The organism is Corynebacterium sp. LK14 (assembly GCF_008042215.1).
Taxonomy (GTDB): domain Bacteria; phylum Actinomycetota; class Actinomycetes; order Mycobacteriales; family Mycobacteriaceae; genus Corynebacterium; species Corynebacterium striatum.
Genome location: NZ_NOVQ01000009.1, coordinates 371,172 through 387,574, shown reverse-complemented (window position 1 = coordinate 387,574; position 16,403 = coordinate 371,172). Strand labels below are relative to the sequence as shown.

Genomic DNA, 16,403 nt, shown 5'->3' with positions numbered 1-16,403 from the left:
AAAAGGAACACGATGACAATCACCTACAACGGGCAGAAGATGGATACCACCGCAGCAACAGTGGCATCACTGATTGCCGAGGTCAATGCACCAGAAGCGGGCACTGCGGTGGCTATTAATGGCGCGGTGGTTCCGCGCTCGGCGTGGGAAGACACCCGCCTCGAAGAAAGCGCGGTCATCGATGTTCTTACTGCAATCCAGGGAGGCTAGTAAAGTGCTGACAATCGCGGATAAGAGCTTTGAATCCCGGCTCATCATGGGCACGGGAGGCGCAAGCAGCCAGGACGCGCTGGAAAAAGCGCTGGTAGCCTCCGGCACGCAGCTGACCACCGTGGCGATGCGCCGCCACAGCGCGCAGGCAGGTGGCGAGAGCGTCTTTGACTTGCTGCGCCGGCTTAACATCGAGCCGCTGCCGAATACCGCGGGCTGCCGCACCGCGCGCGATGCCGTGCTCACGGCGCAGCTGGCACGCGAGGCGCTAGGCACCAATTGGGTCAAGGTAGAAGTCATCGCGGATGAACACACGCTGCTTCCCGATGTCGTAGAAACCATCGACGCCACCGAGCTCCTCGTGGCAGAGGGGTTTACGGTCTTGGCCTATACCAGCGATGACCCAGTGGCGGCGCTGCGCTTGGAGGATGCGGGCGCTTCCGCCGTGATGCCGCTGGGCGCGCCGATCGGCACGGGGCTGGGTATCTTAAATCCCCACAACATCGAGCTCATCGCCGCGCGCGCCAGTGTGCCCGTGCTTGTCGACGCCGGCATCGGCACCGCCTCCGACGCCGCCCTCGCGATGGAGCTAGGCTGTGACGGGGTTCTGCTGGCCAGCGCTATCAACCGCTGCCAAGACCCCGTGGCCATGGCCCACGCTATGCGTCATGCGGTGGCCGCCGGGCACTATGCCCGCCAAGCAGGACGCATCCCGCGCCGCGAGCATGCCCAAGCCTCCTCGACCTTTGAAGGCCTTGCCAGCTGGGCCGATGAGGTGCTCTAGTGGGCCTTAGCGAACTCGAGTCTGCCCGCACCGCGCGCCAACAGGTGCTAATCGGCCAGGATGCGCAGGTTGCGCTTAACCGCGCGCACGTGCTCATCGTGGGTGCGGGCGGATTGGGCTGCCCGGTCCTGCAGCAGCTGGCCGCCGCGGGTATCGGGCACATTACGCTCATCGACGATGACGAGGTAGCGCTGAGCAATATCCACCGCCAGGTGCTCTTCGGTGTGGATGACGTGGGCCAGCCCAAGGCCGCGGTCGCCGCCCGGCGCGCCCGCGAGCTACAGCCAGAGATACACATCGAGGCGAAAGTCGCCCGATTTAGCGCAGACAATGCACTGCATCTGTGTCAGGACACAGACCTCGTTATCGACGGCACAGATACCTTCGACACGAAGTACCTCATCGCCGACGCCTGCGAGGCAACCTCGACTCCGCTGGTCTGGGGCACCGTCTTGGGTTTTCGCGGCGACGTAGCACTATGGCATTCAGGCACTTTCACCCCGGATGGCCGCGGCTGCGGTTTGCGCGACCTCTTCCCTGCCGCTCCCACTGCCGATGCCCTTCCCGATTGCGCCAGCGCCGGTGTTCTGGGAGCTACCACCTCCGTCATCGGCGGGCTGATGGCCACCGCCGCGATTGGCTGGTTCACCGGAATCGACACCACCGTGGGCCAGGTATCCAGCTACACCGCGTACCCAGCTAGTCTGCGCAGCTTCCGCGTCAGCGCCGATCCCGGGCGCGCACTATGCACCTCACTGGAGGCTCATGCCGAGCTCGACTCCAACGCCAGCGTTGCTGCTAGCGCTGGCGTTGCTGCTAGCGCTGGCGAAGCTGCGGAGTGCTTCCTCGACATCCGCGACCCGTCCGCACTGCTTTATAGCTCGCTGCCGGCGAACTTGCGCCAGCGCGCTCTGCCTTTTCACACGATTGCTGCAGGCACCGCTGGCGATGAGATGGTGCGCGAGGCGCTGGGCTCTTTAGATGCTCCGGCTGGCGGCACCGTCTGGGTAATTTGTGATTCTGGCAGCCGGAGCGCCGGGTTCGCGCTGCGCTATGGCGAGCTCGCCGCAGGGCTTGGACTGCGGCTGCGCAGCTACCCCGGCGGCGCGGAGCGCCTACACCGGGAGCTTAGTTAGCTCGCGCACGCCGCTTAAGCCGTGGTCGCTGTCATGACCTTGTGCTCGTCCAATAGGCGCGCGGTACCGTGGTGGCGTGCGCGGAAGATGAGGTAGCTAGCGGCTACCGCCAAGACGGTGACGCTGAACAAGACCATGATGCCGCCGGCGAAGGTGCCGTCATGAATGCCATCGGTGGCGCGGGTGAAGGCATTCTTGGCATAGGTCATCGGGTGCAATGGATGCAGCAAACGCAGCGGTGCCGGGATGGCCGCCGTGGGCCACACGCCGCCGAAGACCATGACGCCCATGGCAAAAACGCCGACCGCGAAGATGGCGCCAATCCTGCGCCCGAAGGTCACCAGCAGCAGCTGGTAGGTGGCAGCACCCACCATCGCGATTGCTGCGAGCACTCCCAGCATCATCGGCCAGCTTGCCGGGTGCCAGCCCATAAGCGTGGACATCAGCGCCATACCCAGCAACAACAAGAAGTTGATGCCGCTAACCAGCGCGAATGCGGGCAAAATGCCACGCAGATAATAAGGCAGGGTCATAGCGAGCAGCAGCATGGCTAGGAAGCCAAAGACGAGCACCAGAAGCATCGAGACGCCGCCCGTGATTTCCTTCTTGGTTGGGTCGACGGCACTAACGCCGGTCTGCACCGGATGGACGTTGGATTCAGTGAAGTTGATCGGCACCGCCATATTCTGTGCGGTCACGTCCGGCTGGGTAATACGCGGGGCCTTCGCAGCGCCCTCGCCCAGCTTCGTGGCGAGCTGACCCGAACCATCCTTGAGCCTATCGATGCCGTCTTTCAATTGGGCACCGCCGCTCTTCAACTGACCGGTACCATCCTTGAGGCTCGTGGTGCCCTCTGCCAGGCGTCCCGCGCCTTCATTCAGCTGCACGGCACCGGTCGATAGCTTGCCCACTCCACTTTTCAGCTGGCCGGTTCCCTCCGCCAGCTGATGCGTGCCCTGGTTGAGCTTGAGCATGCCACCTAGGTACTCGGAATTCGGGTCGGACAAGTTGTAATTCAGCTGCTTCGTACCATCACGCAGTTTCTCCAGCTGGGAGACCATGTTGCTGCTATTTGCCGGATCCAGCTTCGTCAGCAAAGCGGAAAGCTGGTCTGCCTGGTCCGTCATTCCCATTCCGCGCAGCACATCCACCAAGCCGATGAGGCTCGGCACCACTGACTGTGCTTGCTGCAGGAGTGGGATGAGCATGCCGGTGAGCTGGCCGACGCCGCCTTCGATTTGGCTGGCGCCTTCGCCAAGCTTGCCCGTGCCCTCCAGCAACTTATCGGAGCCCGTCGCCAGCTTATTCGCGCCGTCGTCAAGCCGGCCCGCGCCCGTGGAAAGCTCGCTTACGCCCTGGACTAGCCGGCCAGTGCCATCGTGCAGCTGCCCCGCACCGTTGTTGAGCTCGCCCGCTCCGGCATCCAGCTTGTCGATGCCGGTCACCGCCTTCTCGCCGCCGGCCTGCAGCTTGCCCACGCCCTCGTCAAGACGGCTTGCGCCTGCGGCTGCGGCACCGATGCCATCGCTGAGCTTGACCAGGCCCTCGATGACTTGATCCGCATACTTTTTGGAAATCGCGTTCTCAACGCTGGTCTGCACCTGCGGAACCAGGCTCGAAGAAATCACCGAGCCATTCGTTCCGTAATAGTCGTTGCTGGCGAAGTGGATCTGCGGTTTGACCGGCTTATCGCTGATGATGGTGACCGCTTGCTCCGAGAAAACCTTTGGGATGGTCACCACCATCAGGTACTTGCCCTTTAACAACCCATCGTTTGCCTCCTGGGCGTTCATCTCGGCGAAGTTCAGGTAGTCAGTTTCCAGGAGGCCTTCTACTACTTGATCGCCGTAGTTGACGTATTTGCCCTGCTTTTCCACGCCTGCGTCCTCGTTGACCACCGCCAGGTCAATCTGCCGCATGTACTTGGAAGGGTCCCACATCGCCCACATCATCGTGGCTGCGAGGATGACTGGCGCTACCAGCAGGAAAACAATCAGCACCCGCGAGAGTGTGCTCCGCGGGCGCCAGTCCAGGATGCGATGCCACCCTTCCGCTTCCGTTTCTTGCACGGCATGGGCAGCCGGCTGCGTGGCGTGGAACGGTGTTTGTTTCTGATGCAAGGCGAAAATCTCCCTCATGAAGGCATGGTGACTGCAGCCACCCTTTTGTTTGTTTCGCCAAACTTATCATTAACTCGCCGCACTGCACTAACGCGCCACGAAGCAACATTTAATAGATTTTATTTGCCGAAGCCGGCCTTCTTCAGTGCATCCGCCATGGAGCCGCCGGCAGGACGTCCACCGGAATTGCCGCGGCCGCCGCGCGCTCCACGGCCACCTTTGGCGCCATTGCCAGTGTTGCCACCACGCTTGCCGCCACCCTGGCGTTGTGCAGGCTGGCCTGGTTCATCATCGAGGCGCAGCGAGAGGCCGATGCGCTGACGCTGCACGTCAACCTCCATGACCTTAACCTTTACTACCTGCCCGGAGCGCACGACCTCGTGCGGATCGGAGATGAACTTATTGCTCATCGCGGAAACGTGTACCAGACCGTCCTGGTGCACTCCGACGTCCACGAAGGCGCCGAAGGCCGCAACGTTGGTGACGGTCCCCTCCAAAATCATGCCCGGTACCAGGTCTGAGACTTTGTCCACTCCTTCCTTGAAAGTAGCGGTCTTGAACTCAGGGCGTGGATCGCGGCCTGGCTTATCCAGCTCAGCGATGATGTCCGTGACGGTGGGGACACCGAAAGTATCGTCAGCGAAGTCTGCCGGCTGCAGTTTCTGCAGCACTCTGGAGTTACCGATAAGTTCAGCCACACCGAGCCCCGTGGACTCCGCGATACGCGCCACCACCGGGTAGGCCTCAGGGTGAACTGCCGAGCTATCGAGCGGATCGGTTCCGCCATTGATGCGCAAGAAGCCTGCTGCCTGCTCGAAGGCCTTTGGCCCCAAGCGCGGAACCTTCTTGAGTTCCTTGCGGGATGCGAAGGAACCGTTCTCATCGCGGTAGGCCACGATGTTGGTGGCGATGGTGGCGTTCACACCTGCGACGCGCTCTAGCAGCGGCACGGAAGCAGTATTCAGGTCCACGCCCACACCGTTCACGGCGTCCTCAACCACGCCATCGAGGGTGCGAGCGAGTGCAGTCTGGTTAACATCATGCTGATACTGGCCAACGCCGATGGCCTTCGGATCGATCTTTACCAGCTCAGCCAGGGGATCCTGGAGACGGCGAGCGATGGAGACCGCACCGCGTAGGGAGACGTCCATGTCTGGGAACTCATCCGCGGCAAGCTGGGAGGCCGAGTACACCGAAGCACCCGACTCGGAGACAACGACGGGCGTCGGACGCTGGCCGCCGGCCTGCTTCAGCATGTCAGCGATCTCGTTGGCCAGTTTCTCCGTCTCACGGGAAGCGGTGCCGTTGCCGATGGCCATGAGATCCACAGAGTGCTTCGCGCACAGCGTGGCCAGAGTATTTACTGCCTGGCTCCACTGGTTCTGTGGCTGGTGCGGATAGACAATTGCAGTGTCGATTACCTTGCCAGTGGAATCCACCACCGCGCACTTCACGCCATTGCGGTAGCCCGGATCCAAACCGATGGTGGCGCGCTGGCCAGCCGGCGCGGCAAGGAGAACGTCACGCAGGTTGGTGGCAAAGACCTTCAAGGCGCCCTCTTCGGCGATCTCCTTCAGGCGCATGCGCACATCAAGGCCAGAAGAGATGTAGAGCTTCGTGCGCCAGCCCCAGTGCACGGCGTCGGAAAGCCACTTGGAATCCTTGACCGCGAGATCAAAACGCTCAGCAATCATGCCCTCATAGACTTCGTCTTCACCGGCATCCAGGTTGAGCTGGAGAACGCCCTCGTTTTCACCACGCAGCAAGGCCAAAATCCGGTGCGAAGGCAGCTGATCAAAGGGCTCAGAGAACTCGAAGTAGTCCTTAAACTTTGCGCCCTCAGCTTCTTTTCCGGCCACTACACTGGCCCCCATGGTGCCCTGGCTAAACATGCGCTCGCGCACGTCACCCACAAGGTCGGCGTCGAGAGCAAAGCGGTCGATGATGATGGAACGCGCGCCCTCGAGAGCCTTCTTGGTGTCTTCAAATCCTTCAGTCAGGAACTGCCCCGCCATCTCTTCTGGATTGGCCGTGGGGTTCTCAATGAGCTTGTCCGTCAACTCTTCCAGGCCGGCCTCACGAGCGATGTCGGCCTTGGTCTTGCGGCGCTTCTTGTATGGCAGGTACAGGTCTTCCAAACGCGCCTTGGTCTCGCACGCGAGAATCTGTGCACGCAGCTCGTCGGTGAGCTTTCCTTGCTCATCGATAGCCGCCAAAATTGCCTCTTTGCGCTCTTCCAATTCGCGCAGGTACGTCGCGCGCTCCTCGATGGTGCGCAACTGCGAATCATCCAAACCACCAGTGGCTTCTTTGCGGTAACGTGCGATAAATGGGACGGTGTTTCCCTCCGCCAGAAGCGTCAAAGCAGTCTCAACCTGAGACTCCTTTACACCAATTTCTGCGGCAATGGTAGCTGCAATCTTCAAAAGAAATCCTCACCTTTGTGGCTGATTTTCTGGACTCAACAAAGGTACCGCACCGCCTTTTCATCCCAGCGATGAGCGCTCCAACTCCTCAATTACTTTTCCCTCACGCAGTAACGCCCCAACACATTCGTGTCGGGGCGACTCGTCCAGGAAGCGTAACGCTTTGACGTGCTCGCAGGGCGTTAGTAGATGAGAACTGCTGCGTTGTCGCCTCCAGAACAGCGGACAGAGGAGGACGTGCCGGAGCAGTACATGTAGTAGTTGCCGCCGGTAACCGGAGAATAAACCTTCAGCGTTGCGTTCGGGGAGCCGGTCGCGGCGTAGTTGCTTACAAAGGATGAATAAACATTTGCTGCAAAGCTTTGCGAGGTGTTGCCGGTGAGCGCTCGATAGCTGGTGTATCCAGAGGAGTAGGACGGAGCATGTGTAACGCGCTGAACGGGTGCGACGGGTTCTGGCGCCTGCACAGTCACGGTGGCTGGGCGCTGCTCAGTGACAGTTACTGGGGCGACGTCCTGTGCAGAGGAGACGGGCACTGGGGAGGCCGCACCAGCAGCAGCATCAGAGCCGCCGCTTTTGCCCATGAACGCCATGACGCCCGCCACGATTGCAGCTAGGCAAAGACCAACGATGGCCGTAATAGCCACTGCCAAGCCGGCTGAAATCCCGCCGCGCTGCTCTGTGGGCGCCAGGTAGTTATCTGCCGGATAGGTGAAACCAACGCCGTTGTTGGCCTGGGGGAAATTGTTGGGAATGGACATGCGGTGCACCTGCCTTGTATCGAGTAAAGAGAGAGTGAAGTAAGGAAACTTCCTTTTGATGACTTCACGATAAGACAGGCTCTAGCAACGACGATTGATTTCGGGGAACATTCCTCTTTCCACAGCTCGCAAGATGGTTCTGCAGCAACTAATCAGAGGGCGAGGCTCCCCATTTTCGTCACCCAGTTACTACCTAAAGATCTATGGTTGCCACGCGCAGGCGGTGCCCAACCCGAACTCGGTGTGACCGATCTCGGAGGTTCCGTACCACAGAATGTGTGGTGGCAGGCAGTCCACCACTGCCGCGGTCACCTTGGTCAGCGGCAACGTTGAGGTTCCATTGACGATGACGCGCCAGACATTCTCACTAACCGGCGCGGAGCCATGCTTGTCCATGTACTCGTTGACGAGCACATTATCCGGCTCACACGTGAAAGAGACGACCTCAGCGCTAATATTCGCCGGTTCAAAACCGTTTGCAGCCAGCTGTTCTGGCATGCCTTCGAGAATCTCGTTCCACTCTTTTTCCGTCATCAAAACTGACAGGTCAGTACTAACTTCCATTACGAAGACTCTCCAGGAACTTCTTGTCTTTCTTATCCAGCTCAACTTTTTCGAGCAGTTCCGGACGGCGTTCCAGCGTACGTTTTAGCGACTGTTGCCGGCGCCATTCATCCACCCGCGCGTGGTTTCCAGAGGTCAGCACCTCAGGCACGGCCAGCCCACGCCACTCGCGTGGTTTGGTGTAGCTCGGGCCCTCGAGCAAACCATCGGAGAATGAATCTTCCTCATGAGAGCGCTTATTGCCCAGCACGCCTGGGATGAGGCGCACGATGGCCTCAGCAATAACCAGCACCGCCACCTCCCCGCCGATCAACACGTAGTCCCCGATGGAGACTTCTCGCACGCGGTAGCGCTGCGCTGCATCGTCAATGACACGCTGGTCGATGCCCTCGTAGCGGCCACAGGCAAAGACGATGTGTTCCTCGTTGGACCACTCGCGCGCGTCTGCTTGGCTAAAAGGTTTACCCGCGGGGGTCGGCACGATCAGCAGCGGCAAGGACGGATCCTCAGCAACGCCGTCCTCCCCTACCGACCGCTCGTAGCCGATGGCCTCCACGCCCTCGACGTCGTCGTGGCGCGGCCTATTGAGGTGCGGGAGGGAGGATTCCAGGTCCGTGGTGCGCGCGGCACCACTGGCGACGTCGTCAAGCGCAGGGCCCCAGACTTCCGGTTTCATGACCATGCCTGGGCCGCCGCCAAAGGGGGAATCGTCCACAGATTTGTGGACATCCGTAGCCCAGGCACGCAGATCGTGGACGCCTACAGATAGCTTGCCCTGCTCGATGGCCTTGCCCAGCAGAGCATGTCGCAGCGGGTCCAAGTACGCGGGGAAAATCGTAATGACATCGAGCCTCACAGGTCCAACAATCCTTCCGGTGGAGTGATGGTGCAGGTGCCTTCGTCGAGATCGACCTCGGGAACGATTTCTTCAACGAAGGGAATCAAGGCTTCCTTGCCAGATTCCAATCGCACCTCCAGTAAGGACTGGGTTGGCCCATGGGTAAGTCCAGTGACCTCGCCGATGTCGTTGCCATCATGGATGACGCGCAAGCCTTCCAACTCATGGTCGTAGAAACCGTCATCGTCAGGGTCATCGAGCGGCGGGGCGAAGAATTGCGTGCCGCGGAGCGAATCTGCCGCGGTGCGGTCCTTTATCTCTTCAAAGGTGATGAGCAGGCGCCCCTTGTGCACGCGAACTGCCTTGATGGTGAGTTCGTGTTCCTTCTTTCCTTGGCGGCCATGGAGCACCTCGTCCACCGCGAAGCGGATTTCGGGCTCGTCGGTGGTGGCTTCGACGCTCAGCTCGCCTTTGATTCCGTGCGATTTGATGACACGGCCGATCATTAGTTCCATTTGCTCAACTTTAATCGCTTCCAACTGACGGCACGAACTGCGATATTTTATACGGTTTCAGACTTATTAAATCCGATATTTTTGGGTACCGTTGAGAATGAGACCACCGCTTTTAGATTAAGGAGAAGCCCATGGCAGAGCTTCCAATCAATGACGTAACCACCTTCGGCAATGCCAGCCATCACGGCGATAAAATGTTCAACCTAGACCTCCTAGCGGAGGCGCCGGAACCAAACGCGCAGCGCCCGCGCCCAGCCGTCAAACGCGTGTTGAGCGCCGATGGCGGCAACCTCATCCTATTCACCTTTAACGCGGGCCAAAGTTTGCCGGACCATAAGGCCGCACATCCGATTACCTTGCAAACGTTGCGCGGAGAAGTCTTGTTTACATGTGGAGGCAAAGAAGCCCTCCTCCGGCCAGGCCAGATCATCCACCTGCCAGCCTATGTTCCACACCGGGTTGACGCGGTGGAATCTGACGGCGATTCACCGGCAATTATGCTGCTCACAATGTTGACAGGAGAAACAATAGCCAGCGCTTAAAACGGTGATAACACAGCCAAATCATGAGTACCGTTGGCGTGCCCCCACCTCGGCGGACCGCCACTGATCATGGATCAGGAGGAACCGCTACACGCGATTGCCGACGCCTCGATTGATGAGCTCCTCAAGCATCTCGCCACCTCGCCACCGCGCTGCCGGAGCAAATGAAGCTCGACATCGCCAAATCCGCCTTCGCTGCCTCCATCCGCGGCACCGATTTTAAGAATCCGGAAAATCCTTTTCGCAACTACCCAGGCAACGTGCGCTCGGAAGCGAAATAGCAAAGGGCACCTGTTACCGTTCCCCTTTACGGGAGGTAACAGGCGCCCCTTAGAAGATCTAGTTACGCAAAAGCGCGGCGAGATTACTCTGCGGACTCCTCAGAAGCCTCAGCGGACTCCTCGGACTCTGCTGCAGCAGCCTCAGCAGCAGCCTTCTCAGCAGCAGCCTTAGCTTCTGCCTCTTCCTTAGCCTTCTTCTTCTTTTCGGTGATGGCCTCGATGGATGGGCCGTTGTTAGCCTCAGCCAGTGCAGCGTTGAACAGCTCCAGCTTGGACGGCTTCGGCTCAGCAACCTTCAGGGTGCCCTCAGCGCCCGGCAGGCCCTTGAACTTCTGCCAGTCACCGGTGACCTTCAGCAGCGCGAGAACCGGCTCGGTCGGCTGTGCGCCGACACCCAGCCAGTACTGTGCGCGCTCGGAATCGATCTGGATGAGGGAAGGCTCCTGCTTCGGCTGGTAGATACCGATGTTCTCGATAGCCTTGCCGGAGCGGCGGGTGCGTGCATCAGCGATGATGACGCGGTACTCAGCGTTGCGGATCTTACCGATACGCTGCAGCTTGATCTTGACAGCCATGATTGGCTCCTTTTCTAGTCACCGGGCAGTTCAGACACGCACAACCTGATAGCGGTGCGCCGGTTCAGCCCTTGGATTTACTCTGCGCGTGACATGCCGGCCGTCCGTAGGCGGTACCGGCGTTACGCAGAATTTTAAGTTTGAGGTGCAATCCGCACGTGTGCATACTCTTCTTCAAAAGAAGCACGCGACAGACAACCTAAACGAGTTTAGCGCCACGCGAATGAAAAATGAAATCTGCGCAACGGCCTAAGCAACTTCTGCCGCTTAGTAGCCGCACCGTTATGTCCTTGGGCCCACAACAGAGTAATCTGTTTGACGCAAACCCATGACCCTTTCAGGCCTTACCTTAAGCGATTGAACACTGCGCCCTCCTCTAGGGCGGTCCCACACAAGAGTATTCAAAATATTTTTGCAATTGCCCGGCCTGCTGAGAGAAATTATGACTGAAGATTCGCCACGCAGCTTCCGCTACCGCTACGACCTAGACGGTCTTCGCGGCATCGCCATCGCACTCGTGGTTATTTATCACGTATTCGTCGGGCGAGTGTCCGGCGGCGTCGATGTCTTCTTGCTACTTTCTGGCTACTTCTTCTTGGGCTCGCAGCTTCGCTATGCCACCAAGCCAAATGCATCCCTGAATCCATGGTGGCCGATTTGGCGCACACTCAGGCGCCTCGTACCAAGCCTCGTTCTAGTTATCGGCGCCACCTATTTCTTGGTACGCACTTTCACGCCGGAACTCACGCGCACCGAGCTGGCTCAGCAAATTACAGCCACGATGCTCTACTTCCAGAACTGGGAACTAGCGAGGCAAAACGCGGATTACACGGCTGCCTCTGCAAGCACCTCGCCACTGCAGCACATGTGGTCAATGGCTGTGCAGGGCCAGTTCTACATCATGGGCATCGTTTTCGCGCTGATTCTCGCGGCCATCATGAAACTGCGCCCAGCCGAGGACCCTAAGCGCCTCAAGCAGGTGCGCTTCCCCACTGTCAATCAAATCGCTGGCCCCATTCTTATCGTCGCTACGATCGCATCCTTTGCCTATGCATCTCGGGAGGGGCTGTACGGTTCGCCCGCTAACTACTACTCCACGTGGTCCCGCGCATGGGAGCTAACGCTCGGCGCCGTACTCGCGATTTACGGCTCGAAGTGGAATATCCCGACTCGATTCTCCAATTTCTTCACCGGGCTCGGCCTCGTGTGCTTGGTTTTTACCGGCGCCGTTATCGCAGAGACCACCGCTTACCCGGGACCGCTTTCCTTGCTTCCGCTCGGCGGCGCTGTCCTAATTATCTTGGGTGGCGGCGGATCTATTTCCCGCCACATGGCTTCCCCAAAGGCACGCTGGCTTGGCGACGTCGCGTACCCGCTCTACCTCTGGCACTGGCCACTGTTGATCCTGTCCACAAAGGCATTGGATCTGCAGACCCCGCCGTGGTGGCTGGGCGTTATTATCATCGCGATTTCCTTGGTCCTCGCAGACCTCACGCACCGCTTCCTGGAAAAGCCTCTGCGTCAGGCTCGCAATCGCCCGACCAAGGATGATCTTCCAGTCAACAGCGCTGTTGCATCGATGAAGCGCACACCTGGTTCCTTGCGCGCTGTTGGTGGTGTGCTTATCAGCGCCTGTGTAGCTGGCCTGCTATTAATCCAACCGATGTGGATGAGCACCATCTACTCCGAGAATGCGGAAAACCTCGATCCAAAGCTGTACCCAGGCGCAGCCGCATTTGCCATGGACGCTGACACCCCGAAGGGCGTGGAGTTTAAGCCAGACCCTATTTTGGTCGGCGGCATTATGCCTCCAACTGCTGTGGCCTTCTGTTTCATCGGCCAAGACATGCCTGCCGATTACTTGCCTAGCGCACGCCTCGACGGCACACCTTGCACATTTGGTGACCGTGAAGCAAAGACTGAAGTCTATGTGGTTGGCGGTTCTCACGCAGAGCAGTGGATAGCTGGCCTTGACCGCCTGGGCCGCGAAATGCACTTCAAGATTGTCCCGATGCTGCGACAGGACTGCCCGATTGAGCTTGGCGACGACCTCACAGTCACCCCTGAGTGCAATAAGTGGGGCGAGATGGTCACTGAACGCATCGTCGACGCCAAGCCGGCTCTGGTCATTTCCAACACCACCCGCCCTTCGGGCCCACTTGGTCAAGGTCCGGACTACGTCCCAGCCGGATACATCGAGTTCTGGGACCGCTTGGCTGAAGAGAAGATACCTTTCCTCGGTCTGCGTGATAACCCCTGGGGCTTCGATGACGCCGGTAAAGGCCGCGAGTTTGATGAATGCTACGTAGCTACCGAAGACATTGAAGGTTGCGGCATGACTTTTGACGAGGTTTACGCGCCTGTTGATCCAGGCGCCGAGATCTTGTCTAAGTATGACAACATGATTTCCCTGGACACCTCTTCTTGGTTCTGTGACAAGGACGGCGCTTGCCCCGTTGTCATCGGAAATACCATGGTGTACCGCGATATGCACCACATCAGCAATGCTTTTGCAGAGTCCGCAGCCCCCATGCTGCGCAAAGCTATCGCTCCCTTCCTCGAAGGCAAGAAGCAAAAACAGGACCCGCCTGAATCCCCATCATCAACTCCGAAGCCCACGCCGCAGTCTTCGACGCCGAAAACTTCGTCCCCCACTTCGGAAGCACCTCAGCCGGTTCCCTACCCTTATTACTTCGACAACGACGCCGTCTAAGTTAGCTGTTGTTAACGTGGGCGGCGTCGTCAAGCTTGTCCTTCTGACCTTCCCATGCAAGCGGAACATAAGCACACGTGGGATCGGAGGCCAAAGGATCGCCCGTCATCGCGAATGCGGTCGAGCGCGAGCCGCCACAGACACTTGCATACTCACACACCGCGCACTTGCCCGACCACTGTGCAGGATCGCGCAGTTTCTTAAACACCGGCGAATTGGCATAGATATCCGGCAGGGTTTGCTCCTTGACGTTGCCGCAATGCATGGGCAAGAAGCCGTTCGGGTAGACGTCGCCCAGATGATCAATGAAGACGAACCCGGATCCAGCATTGATGGCCATCGGCGGGCGGGGGCGGCGCGTATGTGAGGCATCCGCGGGCCCGAGAACTCGCTCGGTTTCCTCAGTGAGGAACTTATAGAGCTCGCCGCCCTCGTATTCGATTCCCCGCTGGGCTTCGATGACGACGCGTCGATACTGCGGGCCTTCGGTGGTCTTGATGGCGACGCGATTGGAGACGTCGTGCAGCCAATGCATGGCGTCCTCGCGCTCGAGCGGCGTCAGCGCTTTCAAACCAGTGCCACGGCCGGTGGGAACGAGGAAGAACACGCTCCACAGCTTCGCACCCATTTCGATAACGCGCTTGAGCAGCTGAGGTGCTTCCCTGACGTTGTTCTTGGTGATGGTGGAGTTAATCTGCAGTCGATAGCCCACGTCCGTGACTACTTCAGCCATCTTGATAGTTTGGTCGAAAATGCCCGAAAATCCGCGAAAATAGTCGTGGGTCTCGGCGGTAGCACCGTCAAGGGAAAGGGACAATGCGGAACCGCCAGCGGCGCGCAGCCCTTCCAAGCGCTCACGCGTGAGACGCGGTGTCACCGACGGCGACAGCGACACGTTCAGTCCGAGGGAGGTGGCGTATTCGGTGAGCTCTCCGAGGTCACCGCGTTCAAAAGGGTCGCCGCCGGTGAGCACCACGATGGGGCGCGGTTTGTCATAGCTCGCAATGGAGTCCAGTAGCGCCTTGCCCTGTTCCGTGGTCAGCTGTCCGGGAGCTGGCTCGTGCTGCGCATCGGCGCGGCAGTGCTGACATACCAGCTGGCAGGCGCGTGTTACCTCCCAAATGGCGATGAAGGGCTTCGCGTTGATGTCATGGTGGACTTGGCGGACAACTGGGGTGGGCTTCATGGCGCGTTCGGTGACCTTTGGACTCGGAAGTTCTTAAATCCAACTTTAGCCGTAGAAAAAATAGGGGCCAAACCGGCGAAGACAAAAAGGGGCGGACACGCAACGCGCATCCGCCCCCTCGTGGTGGGAATCTATTTACTTCTTGCCCTGCCCAAAGTCGAGGTTGTTGAGATCGATGTTTTCCATTCCCTTGGGCATCTTCGGCATGCCCGGCATTCCTGGCATTCCACCGCCACCCATCTGGCTCTGCAGCTTCTGCAGTTCCTCCATGGACGGCATTCCACCAGGCATTCCCGGCATGCCGCCGCGTGGACGATTCTTGGCAGGCTTGCGCTTGCCGTTCTTACCCTTGCGGCCCTTGGCCTTCTTCTTGGTCGCAGAACGGCCCATGCCTGGGCCCATGCCGAACTGGCCAGCCATCTTGGACATCATCTTCTTGGCTTCGTTGAAGCGCTCGATGAGCTGGTTGACCTCAGAGACCGAAACGCCGGAACCGTTCGCAATACGCTTGCGGCGGGAGGCGTTGAGGATCTTCGGATTCTCACGCTCTTGCGGGGTCATGCCGCGAATGATGGCCTGGATGCGGTCGAGCTGCTTCTCATCGACCATCTCTGCCATCTGGTTCATCTGCTTGCCGCCCGGCATCATCTTCAACAGGTTGCCGATTGGGCCCATGCGGCGGATCATCAGCATCTGATCCAAAAAGTCATTCAGGGTAAGCTCACCGGTGCCAAGCTTGGCAGCAGCTTCTTCGGCCTTCTGGTGGTCGAGGGTGGCCTCAGCCTGCTCGATGAGCGAGAGCAAGTCACCCATACCCAGGATGCGCGAAGCCATGCGCTCAGGGTGGAAGACGTCAAAGTCCTGGAGTTTCTCGCCCGTGGAGGCGAACATGATGGGCTTACCCGTGACCTCACGGATAGACAGCGCCGCACCACCGCGGGCGTCACCGTCGAGCTTGGTCAGGACCACGCCGGTGAAGTCGACTCCGTCGCGGAAGGCCTCGGCGGTCTGGACTGCGTCCTGACCAATCATGGAGTCGATGACGAAGAGGACTTCATCTGGGTTCACGGCGTCGCGAATGTTGCGTGCCTGAGTCATCAGGGTCTCATCAATACCGAGGCGGCCCGCGGTATCGATGATCACGATGTCGTGCTGGGAGCGCTTGGCTTCCTCAATACCCGCCTGGGCGACGGCGACTGGGTCACCGTGGGAGGTGCCCATCTCGTGCTCATGGGAATCGATGGAGGTACCCGGGTCCGGAGCAAAGACCGCGACCTCCGCACGCTCGCCGACGATCTGCAGCTGCTGGACCGCGCCTGGACGCTGCAAGTCACAAGCCACCAGCATTGGGGTGTGGCCCTGCTTGGACAGGTACTTGGCCAGCTTGCCGGCGAGGGTGGTCTTACCAGCACCCTGCAGACCGGCCAGCATGATGACCGTAGGTGGGTTCTTGGCAAACTGCAGGCGGCGGGTCTCGCCACCGAGGATGTCAACGAGCTCCTCGTTGACGATCTTGATGACCTGCTGCGCCGGGTTCAGCGCCTCGGAGACCTCTGCGCCAGCGGCGCGCTCCTTGATGCGCTTGATGAAGGCACGGACGACGGTGAGCGAGACGTCGGCCTCCAGCAGCGCGAGACGAATCTCGCGGGCGGTGGCATTGATGTCGGCCTCGGTCAGCTTGCCCTTGCCACGCAGACCTGACAAGGCTGTTTGCAAGCGATCGGACAGTGACTCAAACACGAGTGAGTGCTC

The 16,403-nt window shown here is 59.6% G+C and carries 14 protein-coding genes; 5 read left to right on the top strand and 9 right to left on the bottom strand.

Features of this window, described 5'->3' with window-relative positions:
* Nucleotides 1-12: 12 nt before the first annotated feature.
* From thiS to CHU71_RS05135, 3 genes are read left to right on the top strand one after another with little or no spacing between them, the layout of a single operon-like run.
* Nucleotides 13-210 (top strand): sulfur carrier protein ThiS, encoded by a 198-nt coding sequence (gene thiS, locus CHU71_RS05145; RefSeq protein ID WP_046645277.1) that lies wholly within the window; start codon nt 13-15, stop codon nt 208-210.
* 4 nt (nt 211-214) lie between these two features.
* Entirely contained in the window at nt 215-994 is a 780-nt protein-coding gene (locus CHU71_RS05140) for a thiazole synthase (protein ID WP_046645276.1), read from the top strand.
* Entirely contained in the window at nt 994-2,130 is a 1,137-nt protein-coding gene (locus CHU71_RS05135) for a ThiF family adenylyltransferase (protein ID WP_147760394.1), read from the top strand. The genes CHU71_RS05140 and CHU71_RS05135 overlap by 1 nt, the downstream gene beginning before the upstream one ends.
* A 14-nt stretch (nt 2,131-2,144) precedes the next feature.
* On the opposite strand, the gene CHU71_RS05130 is transcribed toward CHU71_RS05135, so the two are convergent.
* From CHU71_RS05130 to rimM, 6 genes are all read right to left on the bottom strand, one after another.
* Nucleotides 2,145-4,268, bottom strand: coding sequence for a YhgE/Pip family protein (locus CHU71_RS05130; protein ID WP_147760393.1), 2,124 nt, complete (start codon nt 4,266-4,268; stop codon nt 2,145-2,147).
* A gap of 101 nt (nt 4,269-4,369) precedes the next feature.
* On the bottom strand, nt 4,370-6,676 hold the full coding sequence (locus CHU71_RS05125) for a Tex family protein (RefSeq protein WP_070420626.1): 2,307 nt from the start codon (nt 6,674-6,676) through the stop codon (nt 4,370-4,372).
* Nucleotides 6,677-6,858: 182 nt separating this feature from the next.
* Nucleotides 6,859-7,437 carry a hypothetical protein gene (locus CHU71_RS05120; protein ID WP_147760392.1) on the bottom strand — a complete coding sequence of 193 codons (579 nt, stop codon included), beginning with the start codon at nt 7,435-7,437 and terminating at the stop codon, nt 6,859-6,861.
* A gap of 201 nt (nt 7,438-7,638) precedes the next feature.
* Nucleotides 7,639-8,001, bottom strand: a complete 363-nt coding sequence (locus CHU71_RS05115) for a hypothetical protein (protein WP_046645273.1) — start codon at nt 7,999-8,001, stop codon at nt 7,639-7,641.
* Complete coding sequence (gene trmD, locus CHU71_RS05110) at nt 7,991-8,857, bottom strand: tRNA (guanosine(37)-N1)-methyltransferase TrmD (RefSeq protein WP_046645272.1); 867 nt, start codon at nt 8,855-8,857, stop codon at nt 7,991-7,993. Before trmD ends, CHU71_RS05115 begins: the two co-directional genes overlap by 11 nt.
* Nucleotides 8,854-9,354, bottom strand: coding sequence for a ribosome maturation factor RimM (gene rimM / locus CHU71_RS05105; protein ID WP_147760391.1), 501 nt, complete (start codon nt 9,352-9,354; stop codon nt 8,854-8,856). Before rimM ends, trmD begins: the two co-directional genes overlap by 4 nt.
* A 131-nt stretch (nt 9,355-9,485) precedes the next feature.
* On the opposite strand from rimM, the gene CHU71_RS05100 reads away from it, so the two are divergent.
* Nucleotides 9,486-9,896: a cupin domain-containing protein gene (locus CHU71_RS05100; RefSeq protein ID WP_147760390.1), complete on the top strand. Its 411-nt coding sequence runs from the start codon at nt 9,486-9,488 to the stop codon at nt 9,894-9,896.
* A 364-nt stretch (nt 9,897-10,260) separates the two neighbouring features.
* Here the strand turns inward: CHU71_RS05100 and rpsP are convergent, their stop codons facing one another.
* Entirely contained in the window at nt 10,261-10,752 is a 492-nt protein-coding gene (gene rpsP, locus CHU71_RS05095) for a 30S ribosomal protein S16 (RefSeq protein WP_147760389.1), read from the bottom strand.
* Between the two features lie 442 nt (nt 10,753-11,194).
* Here rpsP and CHU71_RS05090 point away from each other — a divergent pair, with 442 nt between their 5' ends.
* Nucleotides 11,195-13,465 carry an acyltransferase family protein gene (locus CHU71_RS05090; protein WP_147760388.1) on the top strand — a complete coding sequence of 757 codons (2,271 nt, stop codon included), beginning with the start codon at nt 11,195-11,197 and terminating at the stop codon, nt 13,463-13,465.
* A gap of 1 nt (nt 13,466) precedes the next feature.
* Here the strand turns inward: CHU71_RS05090 and CHU71_RS05085 are convergent, their stop codons facing one another.
* Together CHU71_RS05085 and ffh are read right to left on the bottom strand one after the other, a co-directional pair.
* A complete protein-coding gene (locus tag CHU71_RS05085) occupies nt 13,467-14,651 on the bottom strand; it encodes a TIGR04053 family radical SAM/SPASM domain-containing protein (protein ID WP_147760387.1) in 1,185 nt (394 codons plus the stop codon).
* A 135-nt stretch (nt 14,652-14,786) separates the two neighbouring features.
* The gene (gene ffh, locus CHU71_RS05080) at nt 14,787-16,391 is read right to left on the bottom strand and encodes a signal recognition particle protein (protein WP_147760386.1); all 1,605 of its coding nucleotides are present in this window, start codon (nt 16,389-16,391) and stop codon (nt 14,787-14,789) included.
* Nucleotides 16,392-16,403 lie beyond the last annotated feature (12 nt).